At 65.1% G+C, this 19680-nt stretch carries 20 protein-coding genes and 1 other RNA gene; 16 read left to right on the forward strand and 5 right to left on the reverse strand.

What is annotated here, in order from left to right; all coding sequences use genetic code 11:
- Positions 1-33 precede the first annotated feature (33 nt).
- Together PGP17_RS09275 and PGP17_RS09280 are read left to right on the forward strand one after the other, a co-directional pair.
- On the forward strand, positions 34-1383 hold the full coding sequence (locus PGP17_RS09275) for a leucyl aminopeptidase family protein (protein WP_270375120.1): 1350 nt from the start codon (positions 34-36) through the stop codon (positions 1381-1383).
- 6 nt (positions 1384-1389) lie between these two features.
- Positions 1390-2187: a C40 family peptidase gene (locus tag PGP17_RS09280; RefSeq protein WP_270375121.1), complete on the forward strand. Its 798-nt coding sequence runs from the start codon at positions 1390-1392 to the stop codon at positions 2185-2187.
- Positions 2188-2263: 76 nt separating this feature from the next.
- Here PGP17_RS09280 and PGP17_RS09285 read toward each other — a convergent pair whose 3' ends face one another.
- Positions 2264-3028, reverse strand: coding sequence for a c-type cytochrome (locus PGP17_RS09285; RefSeq protein ID WP_270375122.1), 765 nt, complete (start codon positions 3026-3028; stop codon positions 2264-2266).
- A 141-nt stretch (positions 3029-3169) separates the two neighbouring features.
- Positions 3170-4048 carry an NAD(+) diphosphatase gene (nudC, locus tag PGP17_RS09290; RefSeq protein ID WP_270375123.1) on the reverse strand — a complete coding sequence of 293 codons (879 nt, stop codon included), beginning with the start codon at positions 4046-4048 and terminating at the stop codon, positions 3170-3172.
- A gap of 289 nt (positions 4049-4337) precedes the next feature.
- Here nudC and PGP17_RS09295 point away from each other — a divergent pair, with 289 nt between their 5' ends.
- From PGP17_RS09295 to PGP17_RS09335, 9 genes are all read left to right on the forward strand, one after another.
- Positions 4338-4856 (forward strand): porin family protein, encoded by a 519-nt coding sequence (locus PGP17_RS09295; protein ID WP_270375124.1) that lies wholly within the window; start codon positions 4338-4340, stop codon positions 4854-4856.
- A 188-nt stretch (positions 4857-5044) separates the two neighbouring features.
- The gene (locus tag PGP17_RS09300) at positions 5045-5245 is read left to right on the forward strand and encodes a hypothetical protein (RefSeq protein WP_270375125.1); all 201 of its coding nucleotides are present in this window, start codon (positions 5045-5047) and stop codon (positions 5243-5245) included.
- Positions 5246-5340: 95 nt separating this feature from the next.
- Positions 5341-5437: signal recognition particle sRNA small type (ffs, locus tag PGP17_RS09305), an RNA gene on the forward strand.
- Positions 5438-5500: 63 nt separating this feature from the next.
- Positions 5501-7336 (forward strand): DNA polymerase III subunit gamma/tau, encoded by a 1836-nt coding sequence (locus PGP17_RS09310; protein WP_270375126.1) that lies wholly within the window; start codon positions 5501-5503, stop codon positions 7334-7336.
- Positions 7333-7677, forward strand: coding sequence for a YbaB/EbfC family nucleoid-associated protein (locus tag PGP17_RS09315; RefSeq protein WP_135944372.1), 345 nt, complete (start codon positions 7333-7335; stop codon positions 7675-7677). Before PGP17_RS09310 ends, PGP17_RS09315 begins: the two co-directional genes overlap by 4 nt.
- A 4-nt stretch (positions 7678-7681) precedes the next feature.
- Positions 7682-8287, forward strand: a complete 606-nt coding sequence (gene recR / locus PGP17_RS09320; RefSeq protein ID WP_442915144.1) for a recombination mediator RecR — start codon at positions 7682-7684, stop codon at positions 8285-8287.
- Positions 8288-8573: 286 nt separating this feature from the next.
- The gene (locus PGP17_RS09325) at positions 8574-9578 is read left to right on the forward strand and encodes an alpha/beta hydrolase (protein ID WP_270375127.1); all 1005 of its coding nucleotides are present in this window, start codon (positions 8574-8576) and stop codon (positions 9576-9578) included.
- A 78-nt stretch (positions 9579-9656) separates the two neighbouring features.
- Positions 9657-10523: an SDR family oxidoreductase gene (locus PGP17_RS09330; protein ID WP_135944367.1), complete on the forward strand. Its 867-nt coding sequence runs from the start codon at positions 9657-9659 to the stop codon at positions 10521-10523.
- A complete protein-coding gene (locus PGP17_RS09335) occupies positions 10520-11137 on the forward strand; it encodes a hypothetical protein (RefSeq protein ID WP_270375128.1) in 618 nt (205 codons plus the stop codon). The genes PGP17_RS09330 and PGP17_RS09335 overlap by 4 nt, the downstream gene beginning before the upstream one ends.
- On the opposite strand, the gene PGP17_RS09340 is transcribed toward PGP17_RS09335, so the two are convergent.
- The gene (locus PGP17_RS09340; RefSeq protein ID WP_270375129.1) at positions 11134-12261 is read right to left on the reverse strand and encodes a GNAT family N-acetyltransferase; all 1128 of its coding nucleotides are present in this window, start codon (positions 12259-12261) and stop codon (positions 11134-11136) included. The genes PGP17_RS09335 and PGP17_RS09340 overlap by 4 nt on opposite strands.
- A 102-nt stretch (positions 12262-12363) precedes the next feature.
- Here PGP17_RS09340 and def point away from each other — a divergent pair, with 102 nt between their 5' ends.
- From def to mdoH, 4 genes are all read left to right on the forward strand, one after another.
- Positions 12364-12885 carry a peptide deformylase gene (def, locus tag PGP17_RS09345; protein ID WP_270375130.1) on the forward strand — a complete coding sequence of 174 codons (522 nt, stop codon included), beginning with the start codon at positions 12364-12366 and terminating at the stop codon, positions 12883-12885.
- Positions 12886-12992: 107 nt separating this feature from the next.
- Positions 12993-13388 (forward strand): hypothetical protein, encoded by a 396-nt coding sequence (locus PGP17_RS09350; protein ID WP_270375131.1) that lies wholly within the window; start codon positions 12993-12995, stop codon positions 13386-13388.
- Between the two features lie 132 nt (positions 13389-13520).
- The gene (locus PGP17_RS09355) at positions 13521-15065 is read left to right on the forward strand and encodes a glucan biosynthesis protein G (RefSeq protein WP_270375132.1); all 1545 of its coding nucleotides are present in this window, start codon (positions 13521-13523) and stop codon (positions 15063-15065) included.
- Positions 15058-17151, forward strand: coding sequence for a glucans biosynthesis glucosyltransferase MdoH (gene mdoH / locus PGP17_RS09360; protein ID WP_270375133.1), 2094 nt, complete (start codon positions 15058-15060; stop codon positions 17149-17151). The genes PGP17_RS09355 and mdoH overlap by 8 nt, the downstream gene beginning before the upstream one ends.
- Positions 17152-17469: 318 nt before the next feature.
- Here the strand turns inward: mdoH and PGP17_RS09365 are convergent, their stop codons facing one another.
- Complete coding sequence (locus PGP17_RS09365) at positions 17470-17937, reverse strand: Dps family protein (RefSeq protein WP_135944355.1); 468 nt, start codon at positions 17935-17937, stop codon at positions 17470-17472.
- Positions 17938-18058: 121 nt separating this feature from the next.
- The gene (locus PGP17_RS09370) at positions 18059-19267 is read right to left on the reverse strand and encodes a pyridoxal phosphate-dependent aminotransferase (protein WP_270375134.1); all 1209 of its coding nucleotides are present in this window, start codon (positions 19265-19267) and stop codon (positions 18059-18061) included.
- A 230-nt stretch (positions 19268-19497) separates the two neighbouring features.
- On the opposite strand from PGP17_RS09370, the gene PGP17_RS09375 reads away from it, so the two are divergent.
- The gene (locus PGP17_RS09375) at positions 19498-19656 is read left to right on the forward strand and encodes a hypothetical protein (protein WP_158291227.1); all 159 of its coding nucleotides are present in this window, start codon (positions 19498-19500) and stop codon (positions 19654-19656) included.
- Positions 19657-19680 lie beyond the last annotated feature (24 nt).

A 19680-nucleotide genomic window follows, 5' to 3' on the forward strand; every position in this document is an offset into this window, starting at 1 on the left:
GGCTGGCATTAGGCAGACGCAAAAAAGAGGCCCATGACCGACACTTTCGCGCCCGAGAACGGCGATGCGCGGACTGCCCGCATCGTCCCCGCCGCCGAGCTGGAATCGCTCCGCGCCAAGATCGGCCATGTCAACCGGACGGCGTTCCAGGCCGATCCGGGCGAGTGCCTGGTTCTGCCCGACGGCCCTGTCGATGCGCTGATCGGCGCCGGTCCGGCGAACGGTCCTTTCGACATAGCCTCGGCCGCGATGTCGCTGCCCGAAGGCGACTGGCGCCTGGAGGCCCTGCCGGAAGACTGGGACCCGACCCAGACACAGATCGCGCTGGCGCTGGGCGGTTATGCCTTTACCCGGTACCGTACGCCACCGCGCAAGCCGGCGCGTTTCGCGCCCATCCAGGGCGCCGACATGGCCGATGCCGCGCGTATCGTGGCCGGGGCTTTCCTGACGAGGGATCTGGTCAATACGCCGGCCGCGGACATGCTTCCAACCCAGTTGGAAGCTGCGGCCCGCACGCTGGCCGAGGCCCATGGTGCGAGCGTCAGCGTGGTCACGGGCGACGACCTGCTGACCCAGAACTATCCCATGATCCATGCGGTCGGGCGCGCCTCCACGGACGCGCCGCGCCTGATCGAGATGGAATGGGGCGATCCCGCTCACCCGCGTGTGGCGCTGGTGGGCAAGGGCGTGTGCTTCGATTCCGGCGGGCTGGACGTGAAGGGCGCGACGGGCATGCGCCTGATGAAGAAGGATATGGGCGGAGCGGCGAACGTTCTGGGTCTGGCGTCGATCATCATGGATGCCGGGCTGCCCGTGCGCCTGCATGTGCTCATCCCCGCGGTCGAGAACGCGATTGCCGGCAACGCCTTCCGTCCCGGCGACGTGCTGGCCTCGCGCAAGGGTCTCTCGGTCGAGATCGGCAATACCGACGCGGAGGGGCGCCTGGTACTGGCCGACGCGATCACCCGGGCATGCGAGAGCGACCCCGATCTGCTGATCGACATGGCTACGCTGACCGGCGCGGCCCGGGTTGCACTCGGTCCCGAAGTCATGCCGTACTATACCGACGATGATGCACTCAGCGATGGGGTCATGGCCGCCGCTCGATTGGTCGATGATCCTCTCTGGCGCATGCCCTTGTGGGACGGTTACGATAGCTGGATGGATGGTGAGATTTCCGACCTCAACAATGCCGCCGAGGGCGGCTTTGCAGGATCGATCACGGCGGCGCTCTTCCTGCGCCGGTTTGCCCGTGACGCGAAAGCCTGGATGCATTTCGATATTTTTGCGTGGAACCCCAAATCGCGGCCCGGCCATCCGGCGGGCGGCGAGATGATGGGAGCCCGCGCCCTCTACGATTTCCTGAAGCGACGCTACGGATAACCCGACATGACCGACTACCAGGTAACAGCCTCAGTGACAGCACTGAGAGCGTCTCCCTCCGAGAATGCGCCGATGGACAGCCAGTTGCTCCACGGTGAAGTCTTCTCGGTAGAGAAGGAAGAGAACGGCTGGGCGTACGGCACGGCCCGCCGCGACGATTACTCGGGCTGGGTGTCTCTCAGCGCGCTGGAGGAGCCGGTCCTGATCTCCACGCACCGGGTCTCCGCCCTGCGAACCTACGCGTTCTCGGAGCCGGACCTGAAATCGCGTCCGCGCGCCATCGTGTCTCTGAATGCCAAGGTCGCATCGGCGCAACGCAAGGGCAAGTTCATCGACTGCCAGCGTCTGGGCTGGATCTTCGAAACGCATCTGGCCGTGCTGGGCGCGGCGGAAAGCGACTATGTCGCGGTCGCCGAGCGGTTCTTGTACACGCCCTATCTGTGGGGCGGCCGGGAGAGCATCGGGCTGGATTGCTCCGGCCTGGTCCAGACCGCGCTGGAAGCGGCGGGTGTGCGCGGCTTCCCGCGCGACACAAAGGAGCAGGAAGCCTGGGCGAAGACTCGCTGGAACACGCTGGATATCAGTGACGATCTGGCCGGCCTGCAGCGCGGCGACCTGATCTTCTGGCCCGGCCATGTGGGCATCATGACCGATTCCCGCTCACTGCTTCATGCCAACGCGCATCACATGGCCACGGTCGTCGAGCCGCTGGCCACCGCAGCCAAGCGGATTGCGCATAAATCCTCTCCGATCTCGGCGATCTGCCGCCCGCCGGTGGAAACCGGCTGGACCGGGATGATGTAGGCTGGGCCAACCGGCCAAGAAAAACCCCGCTCCGGTCCGGAGCGGGGTTTTTTGTGTCTGTCGCTGAAGCGAGGCGTCAGCCTTCGTTCGGTTCTTCGCTCGCTTCGTCTTCGGGGGACGTTTCGTCCTGCGCCGCGTCTTCGTCGGCGTTTTCCAGGACAGCGTCTTCCTGATCGAGTTCGTTGGTCTCCGCGACCGCCTCAGACGGGCTGTTGATGTCGGTTTCGACCTCGGCATCCACGATCTCGTCGCCGGCAACCTCCTCGGCCGGTTCCTCTTCGGGAAGCGGTTCGGGCAGCGGGGCGGGGTCGTTCGACAGGGTGCGCATGTAAGCGATGAGGTTCATGCGGTCTTCCTGGTCGCGCAGGCCGGCAAAGCTCATCGCCGTGCCGTTGATGTAGCCGCGCGGATTGGCCAGGAAATTGTCGAGATTCTCGAACATCCAAGCCGTGCCGCCAGACCCGTATTCTTCCATGGCAGACGAGTAGTTGAAGCCGTCAACGGCTGCGACCTGACGCCCGACCACGCCCCACAGGTGCGGGCCGGTCCCGTCCGCGCCGCCTTCTTCAAAGGTGTGGCAGGACGCGCAGCGGTTCGCGACACGTGCACCCGCCGAAACGTCAGCTGCGGCCAGAAGCGCGCCGTAGTCGACCGGGCCCTCTTCCTCTTCCTCGCTTGCGCCCGCGACGTCCAGGACGGACAGATCGATCGGGTAGGCCAGCGTTTCAGGGTCAAGTTCTTCATGGCCGAACAGACCTTCGCCAAACGTGCGCAGGCCCAGAATGATCAGAAGAATGGCCAGAACGGCCCCGGCAACTTTATTCCAGAAAAGATCGCCCATCGACGTCCTCTCTCCCACCTGTCCAGAATTCGGCGCTGTGTTTGGCACGCCCAGCGCGATGAGGCAATGTTTCCAGTGTGCTTTCCTAACTAACGCGTGTGCAGAAGTTTCACACGCGTCAGGTCGTCGCGGGTTTTGTCCTCAGCTTTCCTCGCCGGCCAGCCAGGTTTCGATCAGAAGCCTGGAGATCGAGAAGTGCTTCGGGGCCCAGTTATTCTCTTCGTAGAGCTCGCGGACTTGCGGGCGGGTAAACCATTTGGCGTCCTCGATGTCGTCATCGGGGAAGAGTTCGCCCTCGTCGATCTCGGCCATCAGCCCGATCATCAGCGAGGAGGGGAAGGGCCAGGGCTGGCTCGCCACGTAGCGCGCGTGGAGCACCTTCCGGCCGATCTCCTCGCGGGTTTCGCGCGCGCACGCCTCCTCGATGGTCTCGCCCGGCTCCATGAAGCCGGCCAGCGTCGCATACATGCCCGGCGGCCAGCTCGCCTGGCGGCCGAGCACGCAGCGGTCGCCGCTGAAGGGCAGCATGATCACACTCGGATCGACGCGCGGGAAATGCTCCATCCCGCACGAGCCGCAGTCCAGTTTCAGCCCGCCGACGCCGGCCCGGTTCTCATGGCCGCAATTGGAGCAGAAACGGCGCCGGCCATGCCAGGCGAGAAGGGACGCGGCCCGGCCCATCAGGCAGGCAAAGTCCGGCTCGGCGCGCATGGCGGCGACGCGGAAGTTCAATCCATCCGGAACCGACCCGGGTTCGAGTGCAGCGCAGAACCAGGGTGTGCTGTCCCATCGGCCCAGAAAGACCAGGCCCGGGCGTGCGATCGGCAGATCGTCGGCTTCCCGCGCACGCACCACGAACGGGTCCCCGGCAGAATCGGTCGCCAGGCTGCCTTTGTGAAGCAGAAGGACCTTGGCGGAGCTGTCCAGGCGCTGGGTCTCGACCCAGGCCTGGTCGGCGCGTTCGAGCCCGGAGAAGTCGAGCGGCGAGGCGGTGAAGGTGAGGGGGCGTATCTCGGTCATGGCTCAAGACCTAACCGATCTTGCGGTGAACCGCGAGCCGGGTCTTCAAGCCGATCTTCGCCGCCGGCGGAGAAAGGCCAGTATGGCTGAATGCATTCAATAACAGGGACTTAGCGCATTCTTGACGCCAGTTCGCCGCAGGAATGCCACAATGAGTATCCTGAAAACAACACATCGATCTCGCAGGTGAGTAGGTGCTGCAGATCACCGCTTGCGGGTTCGGCGCAGGCGCATCAGATGCGTTCCACGGCTGGGGAACAAAACAGCCTGCTTACAAGGACAATCGATTATGAAAACTCTCCTCCTCGCTTCCGCTGCCGCGCTCGCGGTGACCGCCGGTGCTTCCGCTCAGGACGCCGGCAACGTGCATTTCGGTGCCGGTTACACCTTCCTGGACTTTGACGGCATCGAGTTCGACGCGCTCAATCTGCGCGGTGGCTATGACTTCAACGACTATGTCGGTGTCGAGGGCGAAGCCCTGATCGGCCTGGGCGACGAAGACGTCACCGCTGCCGGCATCACCGGCGATGTCTCGCTCGACTATATCGTCGGCGCGTACGCCAAAGCCCAGTATCCGGTGGGCCAGGGCTTCAACCTCTTCGCGCGGGCCGGTTACGCCTACGCCGAAGCGGAAGCCTCCGCCGCGGGCCTGACGCTGTCTGATTCTACCGACGGCTTCGCCTATGGCGCCGGCGCCGAATGGGCCTTCAACGGCCCGAACGCCGTGCGCGTCGAATACACGCGCTACGAGTTCGAAGACGATGCCGAAGCCGATTCCTTCGGTGCGTCCTACGTGCGCCGCTTCTAGTCGGCACTCGTATTCATCGGCTGGTCTTCGGGCCAGCCGGGCACAAAGCCCCGCTCCACACCGGAGCGGGGCTTTTTGTGTCGTGCGGCATGAGGCGCATTGCAGGAGTTCATTGCGAATGCTTCGCAAATGCGGTTAGGCTGAGGGTGTTGAGTCCCAGTTGAGCCCAGTCAAGCGGAGCGAGCCTCATGAAGATTCCCCATCTCGACCTTGTGCGCGAGCCGGTATCGGCGCCGCCGCATCAGCCGTCTCTTTCACGCTGGCTGGAAACCCAGTCCCGCGTGGTCGAATTGTGGATCGAGCGCCTGGTGGGCGATGGCGGCGATCCGCGCACCATCGCCGTGTTGCAGCAGCACGCCGCCTTCCTGCGCGAGGCCGGCGAGCTTTAGCGTCCTGCGGCGCAAGCGGCAGGCCGACGGACGGCGCGGACGAGTCTGCGGGCTTGCCTTGCGTTTGCCCGCGCGCGACGCAATATTGAGCACAGGAAGGCCGGCGGCGGACGAGCCCCTCGCCAACCCGGTCAGGTCCGGAAGGAAGCAGCCGTAACGAGTTTCGGTTCGGGTCGCTGTCCGGTCTTCCGCCGTCTTCCAATCTATTCGCTCCACGCCACTTGATCATTCGCGGGGAAGGGCGCCGGCCTTGTGATGGACGATTTCGACCGCGATCCTCACACGCCGGAGGCAGCCGACGCGCCCGCCGCGCCGGGCCCTGACGATGTGGCCCTGCCCGGGTTCGAGGCGCCGGGCGCCTCCCAGCCCGGCTACCAGGTGCTGGCCCGCAAATACCGTCCCCAGACATTTGAAGACCTGATCGGCCAGGACGCGATGGTGCGCACGCTCACCAATGCGTTCCAGGCGGGCAGGGTCGCTCACGCCTACATGCTGACCGGCGTGCGCGGGGTCGGAAAGACGACGACGGCGCGCCTGATCGCCCGTGCCCTCAACTACGAGACGGACACGGTCAAGGGGCCGTCCATCCGGCTCGAACCGCCGGGGCGCCATTGCGCGGCGATCGCAAAATCCTCCCATGTCGACGTGATGGAAATGGATGCGGCCAGCCGCACCGGCGTCGGGGATATCCGCGAGATTCTGGAAGGCGTTCGTTATTCGCCGGTGTCGGCGCGCTACAAGGTCTACATCATCGACGAGGTCCACATGCTGTCGACCTCGGCCTTCAATGCGCTGCTGAAGACGCTGGAAGAGCCGCCGGCGCACGTGAAGTTCATCTTCGCGACGACGGAGATCCGCAAGGTGCCCGTGACGGTGCTGAGCCGCTGCCAGCGCTTCGATCTGAAACGCGTCGACCGCAGCGTGCTGGCCGATCACCTGGAAAGAATCGCCGGGCAGGAAGGCGCGAATGTCGAGCGCGAGGGCCTGATGGCGATTGCCAGGGCGGCCGAAGGTTCGGTGCGCGATGCGTTGTCGCTGCTCGACCAGGCCATCGTGCAGGCAGAACGCGACGGACCGGTCAGCGCCGCAAACGTGCGCGACATGCTGGGCCTGGCCGACCGCTCGCGCGTGCTCGACCTGTTGAGCGCCGCGCTCGAAGGCCGCGCAAAGGACGCTCTGGAAGAGCTGCGGGCGCAGTACGATGCGGGAGCCGACCCGCAGGTTCTGATGCGCGACGTACTCGACTATCTGCATGCCATGAGCCGGATCAAGGCTGTCGGCGAGGACGCCGAGATCGCCGAGGCGCGCGAGACGATCGAGACCCTTTCCGCGCTCGCGTCGAAAACCTCGCTCGCCGGGCTGACCCGTCTCTGGAAGACCGCCCTGTCCGGTCTCGACGATGTCCGCAATGCGCCCGACCCGGTTTCGGCCGCCGAGATGGCGATCATCCGCCTGATGGCCGCGGCCTGCCTGCCTTCCCCGGAAGATGCCGCGCGCCTGCTGGCGGGCGGTGTGACGGGCGCGGCGTCTGGCGCCGGAGCCGCAGCTCCGCAAGCGCCCGCCCCGGGACCGCAAGGTCAGGCCGGAGCGCCTGAGCCAGAACCCGAAGCTGAAGCTGAAGTTGAAGCTGAAGACGCGACCGGTCCCGCCTCGCTGGACGAACTGGTCGCCCTGGTTGACCGTGAGCGCGACATCGCCCTGAAACGCGACGTGGAGCGCTATGTCCGCCCGGTCACGGTCCGCGCGCCCAAGCTGATCTTCGAGGCAGCCAAGGGCGCGCCAAGTGATCTGGGCGGGCGTCTGTCCGCCTTCCTGCAGGAGCAGACCGGAGCACGCTGGCTGGTGGACGGCAATGCCGATGCGCGCGGTGGTGAAACCCTGCATGAGCGCCGGGTGCGCGAACATCGTGAAACGCTGGAGCGTGCCGAGCGCGACCCGGCCATGGTGAGGCTGCTGACGCTTTTTCCCGGCGCCGAACTCCTGTCGGTCGAGGCGCCGCAGCCGCCAGCTGCGGGCGCCGACGCCGTGGAAGATCCAGCCGACGCCGTCCAACCCTCTGAAGATACGATCCGCAAGGAGCGCCGCTCATGAAAGACCTCGCCGGCCTGATGAAGCAGGCCCAGGAAATGCAAAAGAAGATGCAGGACGCCCAGGAGCGCCTGGCCGACGTGGAAGTCACCGGCCAGTCCGGCGGCGGCATGGTCAGGATCGAGATGACCGCCAAGGGCGAAGTCAAGAAGCTGCATCTGGACAAGGCGATCGTCGATCCTGAAGAGGTCGAGGTGCTCGAAGACCTGCTCGCGGCCGCGCTCAACGATGCGCGCCGCAAGGCGGACGAGGCCCAGCAGAAGGTGATGGGCGAAGTCACGCAGGGCATGGGCCTGCCCCCCGGTATGGACCTGCCTTTTGGCAAGGGCGGCGGCCCGTTCTAGCCCCTTGATGAATCAGGCATCCGGTCCCGAAATCGAGCGGCTGATCCAGCTGCTCGCCAAGCTTCCCGGTCTCGGGCCGCGCTCGGCCCGCAGGGCGGCGCTGCACCTGCTCAAAAAGCGCGAGCAGCTGATGGAGCCGCTGGCCGAAGCGATGGGCGAGGCTGCGGCGAAAATCCGTGCCTGCGCCGAATGCGGCAATCTGGACGTGACCGATCCGTGCGCCATCTGCGCCTCCCAACGGCGCGATCCCAAGGTGATCTGCGTGGTCGAGACGGTGGGCGATCTGTGGGCGCTCGAACGCGCCTCTGCCTTCAAGGGCCGATACCACGTTCTGGGCGGCGTGCTCTCCGCGCTCGACGGGATCGGACCCGACCAGCTCAATGTCGCCAAGCTGATCGAACGGGCCGGACGCGAGGAAACCAGCGAGATCATCCTCGCGCTCAACGCCACCGTGGACGGACAGACCACCGCCCATTTCATCGCCGACAAGCTGGAAGGCGCGAGCGTGGACATCACCTCGCTGGCGCGCGGCGTGCCGGTGGGCGGAGAACTCGATTATCTCGACGACGGCACGCTCGCCGCCGCCTTCAAGAGCCGCCGCCCGGCCTGAGCCCCGCGCAGCCGGTGCAATCCAGACCTCAACGATCTCTCCCCCTGTCACCCCGGACGCCGCAGGCGATCCGGGGCCTCGCGCGGGTAAAAGGTGCGAGCCTGCCTCCCTCACGAGACCCCCGCTCTCGTTTCACTCGGCCGGGATGACAAAGTGGGACCTCTCCGGGTGAGCCAGGTGTGACGAGGCTGAGTTGGCGGAACGGAGGCAGGCGGCTGGCGGGGTTTGACGTGCGCCACCTCGTGCCTAGGCTCCGCGCGAACCGAAACCGATACGGGGGTCCCTCATGACTGCGCGCCATTCCCATCCGGCCGGACGCGTCGAGCGCCTAGTGATCGAGTCCGAGCTTCTAAAGGACAATTTTCTGGGCGATCCGGCGCGCCGGGCCATCGATGTCTGGGTCCCGCACGGATCGGACGGGGCGGATTTGCCGCTTCTGGTCAGCCTGGCGGGCTATACCAGTAGCGGGCTGGCCCACACCGCCTGGAAGAATTTCGGAGAGAATCTGCCCGAGCGCCTGGACCGCCTGTATGGCGAAGGCCGGATCGGGCCGTGCGTGGTGGCCTTTCCCGACACGTTTACCCGGCTGGGCGGCAACCAGTTCATCAACTCGTCCGTGATGGGGCCGTGGGAGGACATCCTGATCGAAGAGATGGTCCCGGCGGTGGAGGCGGCGTTCAGGTGCGGCGGGCCGGGAAAGCGTGGTGTGTTCGGCAAGAGCTCGGGCGGGTATGGCGCCATCGTTCACGCCATGCTGCACAGCGATTTCTGGTCGGGCGCGGCGTGTCATGCGGGCGATATGGGCTTTGACATCGCCTATCTGCGCATGATGCCGGCCACGCTGCGTCAGGTCGCGAAGGCGGGCACGATCTCCGATTTCTTTGAGCGTTTCGAAGCCAGCGACCGGGTGCGCGGCGAGGATATCGAGGCCCTGATGATTCTGGCGATGGGGGCAACCTACGATCCCGCCCCGGAGGAGCCGTACGGGATTCGCCTTCCGGTCACGCACGACACATGCGAGGTGATCGCGGATCGCTGGGCCAACTGGCTCGCCTGGGACCCGCTGGAAATGGTTGACCAGCATGCCGCAAGCCTGAACGCGATGAAGGCCCTCTTCATCGATTGCGGACGTCAGGACCAGTACGATTTCCTGTATCCGGCGCGGCGCATGAAGGCGAGGTTGGACGATCTCGGCGTCGAGCATCGCTACGAGGAATTCGAGGGCACGCATTCCGGCATCGATTTCCGGCTGGAGGTGTCGCTGCCCTGGCTGGTGGAAAGGCTGGCGTGAGGCTCGACAGGCGCGGCAGGCCGTGCTCCTCTGAACCAAGTTCATAAAAACACAGCCCCAGACACGGGAGGAGAGGTCATGAGTGGACGCCTGGAGGGCAAGGTTGCCATCGTTACCGGAGGCGCCAGCGGGATCGGCCGCGCGACGGTGGAATTGTTCGAGGCCGAAGGGGCGAAAGTGATCCTGGCCGATATCCAGGACGATCGCGGCGAGGCGATTGCGCAAACCTCGCCCAATATCCGCTATGTCCACACCGATGTGACCCAGGAGCGTGACATCAAAGCGATGATCGACGCGGCGGTCGAGGCCTGGGGCCGGCTCGATATCCTCTTCAACAATGCAGGCACGGCCGAGCCCGATGCCGAGATGGAGTATATCGGCGCCGATGTGTTCGACCGCACGATGAGCCTGCATGTGCGCGCGGCCCTTCTGGGCATCAAGCATGCCGTGCCGGTGATGCGCGAGCAGGGTGGCGGGTCCATCGTCTCCACCGCGTCGGTCGCCGGGATCGGCACCAATTACGGCCCGGTCTGCTATTCCATCGCCAAGGCGGCGATCATGCATCTGACCAAGCTGGCCGCCGTGCGCCTCGCCGCGGACAAGATCCGGGTCAACTGCGTCAATCCCGGCATGATCACGACCGCGGTCTTCGGCCGGGCCATGGGGCTGAGCCAGGATGAGGCGGAAGAGAAATACGACGTGCTGCGTCAGGTTTCCTCGTTTGCCCAGCCCTTGCCGGTCGGCGGGGAAGGAGTCGATATCGCCGAGGCGGTGGTATACCTTGGCAGTGACGCTGCACGCTTCGTCACGGGCCAGGCCCTGGTCGTCGATGGCGGGCTGACGGCGGGTACGCCGCCCGATCCCGAAGGCGGGACGCAGAAAATGCTGGCGGAGATGCTGGGCGCCGATTTCGAAGCCCTCAAACAAAAGGCCCGTGGCTCATGAAACATCTTCTTTTTTCCGCCGCCGGCGCGCTCGTGCTTGTTGCCTGCGGGACGGACCCCGACAGCGCGCAGGAGGGAACCGGGACAGAGTCCACCTTGTTCGCAGCGCTGCAATCGCTGTGCGGAGACGCTTTCGAGGGTGAAGTCGTGTCCGACGATCCCGCCGACGCGGACTGGGCCGGGGAGGTGCTGACCGTGCATGTACGTACGTGTACCGACAACATGGTGCGCATGCCGCTGCATGTCGGCGACGACCGCTCGCGCACCTGGGTGGTGACGCGCCTGGAGGATGGCCGCCTTCGCCTGAAGCACGACCATCGTCACGAGGACGGCAGCGAGGATGCGCTGACCCAGTATGGCGGGGACACTGAAGGTGAGGTGGACGATTTGTCCGCCCGGTTCCCGGCCGATGACTTCTCACGCGATCTGTTCGAACGCGAGGGCATCCCGGCCTCGATGGATAATGTGTGGACGCTCGCCATCGAAGACGGCGGCGACACGCTGGTCTATGCCCTGGACCGGCCTGGCCGCCATTTCGAGGCCCGGATCGATCTGACCGAAACGGTCAGCACACCACCGGCGCCCTGGGGCGCGGAGCCCGGAACGCAGGACTAGTCGCGCGAGGACCCGAACCGGGCGCCGACCGCCGCGCCCATAAGGGCCAGCCTGCGGGCGCGGCGCGGCTCGAAGGCGCTGGTCTGCGCCCAGCGGCGGCGCAGCCGGGCGGGTATTTGCGACGCCGGGCCGGGCAGGTGCCGGGTCACGGCTTCGGCCAGTTCCCAGCCTGCGATACGCGCACCGGCCAGGCTTCCGGTCAGGACGCGGCCCTGCGCGAGCGGGACCTCGTAGTCGGCATAGTATTTCTTGTAGTCCGCCTCGCTCTTGCCGAGATCGATGCGGTCGATACCCAGGCGCGGCGCGGCCTCCGCGATGGCGTGGATGAGCTGCAGACCGGGAGAAGCGCTGGCAAATTGCCGGTCATAGGCCGGGAACCAGGAATGGTAGGCGCCGCCCGCCACGAGGCCGAATTCCACTGCGGCGAGCCGGTCACCGAAATAGAGCGCGCAGGTCAGCCCGCGGAAGGGCCCGAAGCGCCTTGCGGCAAAGCTTTCCAGCGCCTGATCGACCCAGCCGATCGAGAACAGGTCGAGCAGGCCGCTGGCGCGGTATTGCGCACTCTTCCAAGCCTTGAGCGTTTCGAAATGGGCGCCGAGCGGATCACCAAATTCCACCCGCCTCGCGCCGAATTCGCGCTCGGCCTTGCGGGCGCGCTGGTCCATTTTCCTGAAATAATTGCGGTAAAGGCTGCGGCGGCGCTTGAAATAGGCCTGCGAACCCTCTGACAGGTCGAGCACGCAGGAGCCGCCAATCGAGCGAACACGGCCCGGCGCCGGTGTGGTCGCCCAGTTTTCGTACACCAGCGCCCCGGTCTGGGTGGTGTTGAGCAGGTCGGACGCACTGACCTGTGTGCCTTCCCGGCACACAACCCCCTGATAGTCCGACATCGGGGCGCCGACCGGGCGCGCGATGGAGCCGGCGTGGTAGGCGAAGAAGGCGGCAGGACCGTCCGCATCCTCTGCGACGGCGACGCGCACATCGTCACGCGCGCTGGCGATCACCTTGGCGAAATCGGGGGTCAGATAAGGGCTTATCAAGCGTCCGCCCGGGGCGGCGAAGCGCCGCCAGGCTGCCAGGTCGCGTTCGCCAAGCTGCTGGATATCCAGATCGAAAAACCGCATGATCGCCTCATCGCGTTCTGTCCCGGATTGCGGCGACGCAAGACTGGTGCCGGAACGCGGCGCTAACTTGATCGAAACGCGTTCAGCCCTTATTTCGTGGCTATGGCTGTTAGAGACATCATCACCGTTCCCGATCCGCGCCTGAAGACCGTGTCCAAGCCTGTGGACACGGTCGACGATGCATTGCGCGCGCTGATCGACGACATGATCGAGACCATGTACGCCGCCGACGGTATCGGTCTGGCCGCCATTCAGGTCGGGGTCGACAAGCGCGTAATCGTGATGGACCTGTCTGAAGAGCGCAACGCGCCGCGCGTCTTCATCAATCCGGTCATCACGCCTTTGAGCGAAGACCTCAAACCGTATCAGGAAGGCTGCCTCTCGGTTCCCGAAGTGTTTGACGAGGTGGATCGGCCGATACGTTGCAAGGTCGAGTATCTCGACTATGAGGGCGAGGCGCACGAGGAAATCGCCGAAGATCTCTACGCAGTGTGTATCCAGCACGAGATGGATCACCTGGAAGGGATTGTCTTCATCGACTACCTGTCGCGCCTCAAACGCGACCGCGCCGTCAAGAAGGTCCAGAAGCTGGTTAAGGCCCGCTCGGCGATCGCCGCAGAGTAGGATCAGGCGCGCGCGCCGGATAACGCGGTCAACTTCTCGCGATACCGCTTCCCTCTCACGCGCCGATGAGACAGGCTGCCCCCCGGTTATCAGGCAGGGGTGGTTTCATGACCAGGCTCACACTTTCACTCTTCATCATGCGCGCTTCGGTTGCCGCATTCTTCGCCGTCTGGGCGGTGGAGAAGCTCGTCAAACCGGAAAGCGCGGTCGCGATCTTCGACCGATTCTACGGCATCTCCGGCCTGCCGGTCGGTGTGGCGTACGCCATTGGCGCGATTCAGCTCCTGCTGGTTCTGGCGTTTCTGGTCTGGGCAAGGTGGCGCGCGATCACTATCGGCCTCCTCCTGGCCATGCATGCGGTTTCGACGCTGTCTACATGGCAGCAGCTTGCCGCGCCCTATGAGGGCGGGAACCATCTGTTCTGGGCTGCCGTTCCGACGCTGGCAGCCTTGATCGCCCTCTTCCTGCTGCGGGACGAAGACCGCTTCCTTACGGTCGGTTAGGCAGGCAGCGAAAGAGGCTGTGGATAATCGCGGCCTCGCCGCAGACATGCCCGATTTACCCGTATTGTGCGCCCCGGGCTGAGCGACGTTCACGGGGGAACGATTCGCCGGAGTGGAGGCTGAGCTAAAGTCGTGACTGAGACGTCCAAACCTGACGCCGGCGCTGTGTCGCGCCGTTCGCTTCTGGCTGCCGGGGCCGGGGGGCTGAGCGCCCTTCTTGCCGGGCCCGCCTTCGCTCTGCAGGGGACGGGGGAGCGCTTCTCGAGAGAGGGTGTTGTCGCGCTGGCGCGGGCGCTGGCTGCGCGTGCCTACGTGCCGCCCGCCCCGATGCCTGAAGCGCTTTCCACGCTGGGTTATGATGCCTATCGCGCCATTCGCTACAAGCGCGAGGCAGCGGTATGGGGCCGGTCGCCGACGCGCTTCTCTATCGAGATGTTCGCGCCCGGCTCGGTCTATGCGAACGGCGTGGATATCCAGATCGTGGAAAACGGAGTGGCGCGCCCGGTTCCGGCCAATGCAGACGCGTTCGAGACCCCCTCCGAGGAAGTGGCTCAGCTGCTCTCGCGAGTCGGACAACTCGCCGGCTTCCGGCTTCACTTCCCGCTCAACCGTCCCGAGATCGCCGACGAGTTCGTCGTGTTCCAGGGCGCGAGCTATTTCCGGGCGGTCAGCCGCGGGCAGCATTACGGGCTGTCGGCGCGCGGGCTTGCTATCGATACCGCCGAGCCAACCGGCGAGGAATTCCCGATCTTCCGGACCTTCTGGATCGAACGCCCGTCGGCCGGGGTGGACTCCATCGTGGTCCACGGCCTGCTCGACAGTCGCCGGGTTACCGGCGCGTACCGGTTCGGGATCTATCCCGGGGCGCCGACCCAGATGGAAATATCTGCCACGCTGTTCCCGCGTGAGCGTCTGTCCCATGTTGGGCTCGGCTGCCTGACCTCGATGTATATGCACGGGCCGATAGATCCCCCCGCTCAGCCCGACTACCGCCCGGCGGTTCACGATTCGCTCGGACTGGCGATGGAGACCGGGCGGGGCGAGCGGCTGTGGCGCCCGCTCTCCAATCCACGTGCGCTCCAGATGAGCGCGTTTTCCGACCGCAGCCCGTCCGGCTTCGGGCTGGTCCAGCGCACGCGTGATTTTGGCGCCTATCAGGATCTCGAAGCGCGGTACGAAACCCGGCCCTCGGCCTGGGTGAGGCCGCGCGGCGACTGGGGCGACGGCCATGTCCAGCTGGTCGAGATTCCGTCGTCGCACGAAGGCAATGATAACATCGTGGCCTACTGGCGACCGCGGGAGGGCCTGCCGGCCAACGCGGCTTTCGAGTTTGCCTACGATCTGTCTTGGCCAAACCAGGTCAGCCTGCCGGGGCGTCTCGGCGAGGTCACACGCAGCGCGGTGGGACGCACGCTCGACCGCGGGTTGCCGCAAATGGTCATCGACTATGCCAACCCGCGCCGGATCGCGGCGGACCAGGTCCGCATCGAGGCCTCGGCGGGCCGCGATCTGCCTGTGCAGTACACCGTGGCCGAGAATGCGCGTACCGGAGGCTTGCGTGTGTATCTGACCTTCGAACCGCGCGATGCGCAGACGGTCGAACTGCGCGTGCGCCCCTTCGCGGGTGAAGACCCGATCGGTGAAACCTGGCTTTACCGGTGGACGCCCCGTGGCTGAGGGCAAGCGCGCCCTGCCGCCCGAAGAGCCACTCGAGATGCCGCGCGGACGCGTGCATGACGCGTTCACTCGCGCACCGGGGTGGGCGCTGCCGCGTCGAATCGAGCTCTATCTGGCGCGCACGGTCCTTTTCCTAGCCAGTTTCACGCTGACCGCTTACGGCGTTTACGAACTCCATGCAGTGATGAATGTTGCGGGCGGTCTGACGCTGACCCAGTGGGCATTTCTGGTCCTGTTCACAATCAGCTTTGGCTGGGTCGCTTTCTCCGCCGTTCAGGCCGTGCTGGGCTTTCCGGCCTTGCTTGCCGCGCGCCGGGCGCAGGCGGAGGGCTCGGTCGCCAAAACCGCAATCCTGCTGCCGGTCTATAACGAGGAACCCGCCCGGATCGCGGCGGCGCTGGAGGTCATGATCGGTGACCTTGCCCGGGACGCCCCGGACTGCTTCGCCGTCTTCCTGCTCGCCGATACCAACCGCCCCGGGGCCTGGGTGGAGGAAGAGGCGATCTTCTCGCGTCTCATCAGCCAGGCGCCCGAGGGGTGCCCGGTTTATTATCGGCGCCGCTCGGACAATGCCGAGAAGAAGGCGGGCAATATCGCCGACTGGGTTCAGCGCTGGGGCGCTGGGTACGAGGCCATGCTGGTGCTTGACGCCGACTCGGTGATGGGCTCGGGTACCGTTCTGTCGCTGGCGCGGCGCATCGCGGCCGACCCCCAGCTTGGCCTGCTCCAGACAATCCCCCGGATCGTGCGCGCCCGCACCCTGTTCGGCCGGCTGCAGCAATTTGCCAACCGGTGCTACGGCCCGGTCTTTGCCGCCGGACTGAATGTCTGGCACGGGCGGGAGGCCAATTACTGGGGTCACAACGCGATCATCCGGACGCAGGCCTTTGCCGCCGCAGCCCGCTTGCCCATCCTTACCGGAAAGCCACCGTTTGGCGGACCGGTGATGAGCCATGATTTCATCGAGGCGGCCCTGATCCGCCGGGCCGGCTGGCGGGTCGAGCTGGCACTGGATCTCACCGAAAGCTACGAGGAGGCCCCGCCGGCGTTGTCGGACGTGATCATCCGCGACCGGCGGTGGTGCCAGGGCAATATGCAGCACGCCCGCTTCCTGTTCGCGAGAGGCCTCAGCCTGGTCAGCCGCATCCATATCGTCATGGGCATGATGAGCTATATCAGCGCGCTAGTCTGGCTTGCGCTGATCGCCACCGGCCTGGTGCTGGCGGTCCAGGCAGAACTGAGCGAGCCGGATTATTTCGCGGAGCCGGGCCTGTTCCCGACCTGGCCGGTCTTTGATTCCGAACGCGCGGTACAGCTCTTCATCATCGCGATGGCAGTCGTGCTCGTTCCCAAGGTGCTGGGCTGGCTCTCGATCCTGGTCAGGCCGCGTCACATGATGCGCTACGGCGGCCCGGTGGCGCTGACCGCGTCGGTTCTGGTCGAGACGCTCATGAGCGCGCTCTATGCTCCGGTGATGATGCTGGCGCAGGCCAATATCATCCTCGACATCGTCCTCGGTCGTGACTCTGGCTGGCGTCCGCAGCGGCGCGATGGCGGGGCGATCGCCTTCACGGCTGCAGTGCGCGCCCATGCCTGGCATTTCATTACCGGCCTCGTTCTGGCTTCGGTCACGCTGGGCATCAGCCCGGGACTTTTCTGGTGGACCTCTCCGGTGACTGCGGGCCTGCTTCTGTCGCCAATCCTGTCATGGATCAGCGGAATGCGCGCAATCGGTTCGGGGCTGTCCGCGGCGGCAATCCTGAGGACCCCCGAGGAGCGGCCCCGGCGGGCACCGGTCATGGACGCCATGCAGGAGCGGCTCGGCATCTGGCGCGATGCAGGCGGCGCTGACTCCCTGCCGATGCTGGTGGCCGATCGCGGTCTGCTCGCCTTCCATTGCGCGCAACTGACCGACCCCGCACCGGGGCGATATGTCGAGGCCGAGATCCTGGCTGCCGAGAAGATCCGGCGGTCTCGGGATCTGGGAGAACTCAGCGATTGGCTCACCGCTTCCGAGCAGATGGCGGTGCTCAACAATCGCGATCTGCTGATGTTGGCGGCGCAACTTGGCGAAAAGCCGGCGTGACCGCTCGATCGTGACAGCTTTGCGTCAAACGCGCGGCTGAAGTGTGCAGCACCGCAAAAATGCATAGCGGGCTTTCTTATTCGTCTGTTGTAGAATTGGGAGCGCGCCTGCATATACCCGTCCAACAACGGCGCGGCGCACTCCTCCCCTTCAGCGCCCCGTTGTTTGAATGCGCATACCGTCTCCTCCCCGATAGGGTATGCTAAACTGGGCCGGCCACCGCTGATGCGGGGTCGGCCCTTTTCTTTTCAGGCCATAAAAAAAAAGACCCCGCCGCGGGTCGCGCGGCGGGGTCTTTGCCTCAGCATGAGTTCATGCTCAGCCTGCCGTAGCGCGCAGCATCCAGGCGGTCTTCTCGTGGAAGCTGACCCGGGGCGCGACAAGGTCGGCTGTGGCCTCATCGTCATGCTCAGCGGCCAGGGTCAGGACTTCGCGCGCAGTCCGCACGACCTGCTCATGACCTTCGACAAGATTTTTCACCATCGTTGACGCGTCCGGCGTGGACGAGTCGAAGGTGATAGAGGCCGACTTGGCCATTTCGTCGTAGGAAATCGGCGCCATGTAGCCGAGTGCGCGCACGCGTTCGGCGATGTCGTCGGTCGCCTGCCAAAGCTCGGTGTATTGCTCTTCAAACATGGCGTGCAGGTCGTGGAAGCGCGGACCCGTCACATTCCAGTGGTAGGCATGCGTCTTGAAATAGAGCGCGTAGGTGTCTGCCAGCAGGCGGGCAACGGCTTTGGCCATCTCTTCGCGCTGGTCTTTCGACAGTCCCATATTGATATCCATGATCGTCTCCTTTCGATCCTGCGCGAGGCGCAGGCTAACTCATCTGCCATCTACAATGCATCAGGGCGATCAATCGATCCAACTGATAATAACCCTAAAACCTATAAAGGTTTTCTATGCGCTACTTACAAGCGCGGCAGAATGCCTCAAGCCGCTCGCAAGCGTCTTTGACCAGGTCGTCGGAGGTGGCGTAGGAGATGCGGAACCCGGGCGCTGCGCCGAAGGCCGTGCCCGGCACCACGGCGATCCGTGCTTCGGCAATGAGCGCATCGCAAACATCGAGATCGGTTTCGAGGACCTTGCCGTCTCCGCTCGTCTTGCCGATGAGGCCGGCACAGTCGGCGAATACGTAAAACGCGCCTTCGGGAATCGGCGCCTTGAGGCCCGGTGACGTCCCGATCGCGTTCATCACGACATCGCGGCGCGCCTTGAACTTCGCATTGCGCGGCGCCAGGAAGTCGTGCGAGCCGTTCAGAGCCGCCACCGCCGCCCACTGACTGATCGAGCACGGGTTGGAGGTGGTCTGGCTCATGACCTTGCCCATCGCCTTGATCAGCGCCTCGGGGCCGGCCGCGTAGCCGATACGCCAGCCGGTCATCGCATAGGCTTTGGAGACGCCGTTCATGGTCAATGTGCGATCGTAGAGATCGGGCGCGACCTGGGCGATCGTGACGAACTCGAAGTCGTCATAGACGAGGTGCTCATACATATCGTCGGTCAGGATTAGCACGTCGGGATACCGGCGCAGCACGTCGGCGAGCGCTTCCAGATCGGAGCGAGAGTAAGCCGCGCCGGTTGGATTGGACGGCGAGTTGAGCACGACCCAGCGCGTGCGCTCGTTCAGCGCGGCCTCGAGTGCATCCGGCCTCAGCTTGAAACCTTGCTCCACGCTGGCCTCGGCAAAGACCGGGGTCGCGCCGCATAGCGCGACCATTTCGGGGTAGCTGACCCAGTAAGGTGTGGGAATCACGACCTCGTCGCCTGCATTCAGCGTCGCCGCGAACGCATTGTAGATGACCGGCTTGCCGCCGGGCGAGACATTGACCTGCGCAGGCGTGTAGCTCAGGGCGTTATCGCGCTTGAACTTGTCGACGATGGCCTGCTTCAGCTCCGGTATTCCGTCCACCGGCGTGTATTTCGTCTTGCCGGATCGGATCGCCTCCATCGCCGCGTCCTTGATGTGGTCGGGCGTATCGAAATCGGGCTCACCCGCACCGAGCCCGATAATATCAATCCCCTGAGCCTTGAGGTCTCGCGCCTTCTGGGTCACCGCGATGGTGGCAGAGGGCTTTACGCGCGACAGGGCATCGGAAACAGGGATTTGCGTCATGGAGGTCGTCTCGCTGTGAGAGGAGGGCAAGGCCGGAGAGGCACGAGCGGACCCTACTCGTTTCGTCGGGGAGTCCACAAGCGCGACAGAGGGACGTTCTGCCTCCAAATGGCCTTCTTTTTTCCCGTTTGCGCCACGATGCGGACGTCAAGCTGCCGCGCGTGGAACCGAGTGTGTTCAGGTACGGTTCATGGACCGGCCGGATTTTTCCGGCATGAGGAGACGCTGACATGGCAAAGTTCGAACCCACTCGCGCCCGGGCAGCCGCGGCAAGACAGACCTCGTCGCACGGGATGGTCTCGCTTGGCTTCGCAGTTCTCGCTTTCGTGATCTGCTTCACGCTCTTTGCCCAGACCGCTGCTGGCTCGTCCAGCCTGTTCTCCGGCTAGGAGCCGCAGCGCCCAGCGACAATT

The organism is Marinicauda sp. Alg238-R41 (genome assembly GCF_947331485.1).
In the GTDB taxonomy this organism is placed as follows: Bacteria; Pseudomonadota; Alphaproteobacteria; order Caulobacterales; family Maricaulaceae; genus Marinicauda; species Marinicauda pacifica.

Bases quoted from the DNA above. Each gene is read 5' to 3' on its own strand.
- PGP17_RS09310 (WP_270375126.1), top strand. From the start codon at position 5,501: ATGGACGATTTCGACCGCGATCCTCACACGCCGGAGGCAGCCGACGCG.
- PGP17_RS09370 (WP_270375134.1), bottom strand. From the start codon at position 19,267: ATGACGCAAATCCCTGTTTCCGATGCCCTGTCGCGCGTAAAGCCCTCT.
- PGP17_RS09350 (WP_270375131.1), top strand. From the start codon at position 12,993: ATGACCAGGCTCACACTTTCACTCTTCATCATGCGCGCTTCGGTTGCC.
- PGP17_RS09285 (WP_270375122.1), bottom strand. From the start codon at position 3,028: ATGGGCGATCTTTTCTGGAATAAAGTTGCCGGGGCCGTTCTGGCCATT.
- PGP17_RS09325 (WP_270375127.1), top strand. From the start codon at position 8,574: ATGACTGCGCGCCATTCCCATCCGGCCGGACGCGTCGAGCGCCTAGTG.
- PGP17_RS09315 (WP_135944372.1), top strand. From the start codon at position 7,333: ATGAAAGACCTCGCCGGCCTGATGAAGCAGGCCCAGGAAATGCAAAAG.
- PGP17_RS09330 (WP_135944367.1), top strand. From the start codon at position 9,657: ATGAGTGGACGCCTGGAGGGCAAGGTTGCCATCGTTACCGGAGGCGCC.
- PGP17_RS09300 (WP_270375125.1), top strand. From the start codon at position 5,045: ATGAAGATTCCCCATCTCGACCTTGTGCGCGAGCCGGTATCGGCGCCG.
- PGP17_RS09275 (WP_270375120.1), top strand. From the start codon at position 34: ATGACCGACACTTTCGCGCCCGAGAACGGCGATGCGCGGACTGCCCGC.
- nudC (WP_270375123.1), bottom strand. From the start codon at position 4,048: ATGACCGAGATACGCCCCCTCACCTTCACCGCCTCGCCGCTCGACTTC.
- def (WP_270375130.1), top strand. From the start codon at position 12,364: ATGGCTGTTAGAGACATCATCACCGTTCCCGATCCGCGCCTGAAGACC.
- PGP17_RS09340 (WP_270375129.1), bottom strand. From the start codon at position 12,261: ATGCGGTTTTTCGATCTGGATATCCAGCAGCTTGGCGAACGCGACCTG.
- PGP17_RS09375 (WP_158291227.1), top strand. From the start codon at position 19,498: ATGGCAAAGTTCGAACCCACTCGCGCCCGGGCAGCCGCGGCAAGACAG.
- PGP17_RS09295 (WP_270375124.1), top strand. From the start codon at position 4,338: ATGAAAACTCTCCTCCTCGCTTCCGCTGCCGCGCTCGCGGTGACCGCC.
- PGP17_RS09335 (WP_270375128.1), top strand. From the start codon at position 10,520: ATGAAACATCTTCTTTTTTCCGCCGCCGGCGCGCTCGTGCTTGTTGCC.
- PGP17_RS09280 (WP_270375121.1), top strand. From the start codon at position 1,390: ATGACCGACTACCAGGTAACAGCCTCAGTGACAGCACTGAGAGCGTCT.
- PGP17_RS09365 (WP_135944355.1), bottom strand. From the start codon at position 17,937: ATGGATATCAATATGGGACTGTCGAAAGACCAGCGCGAAGAGATGGCC.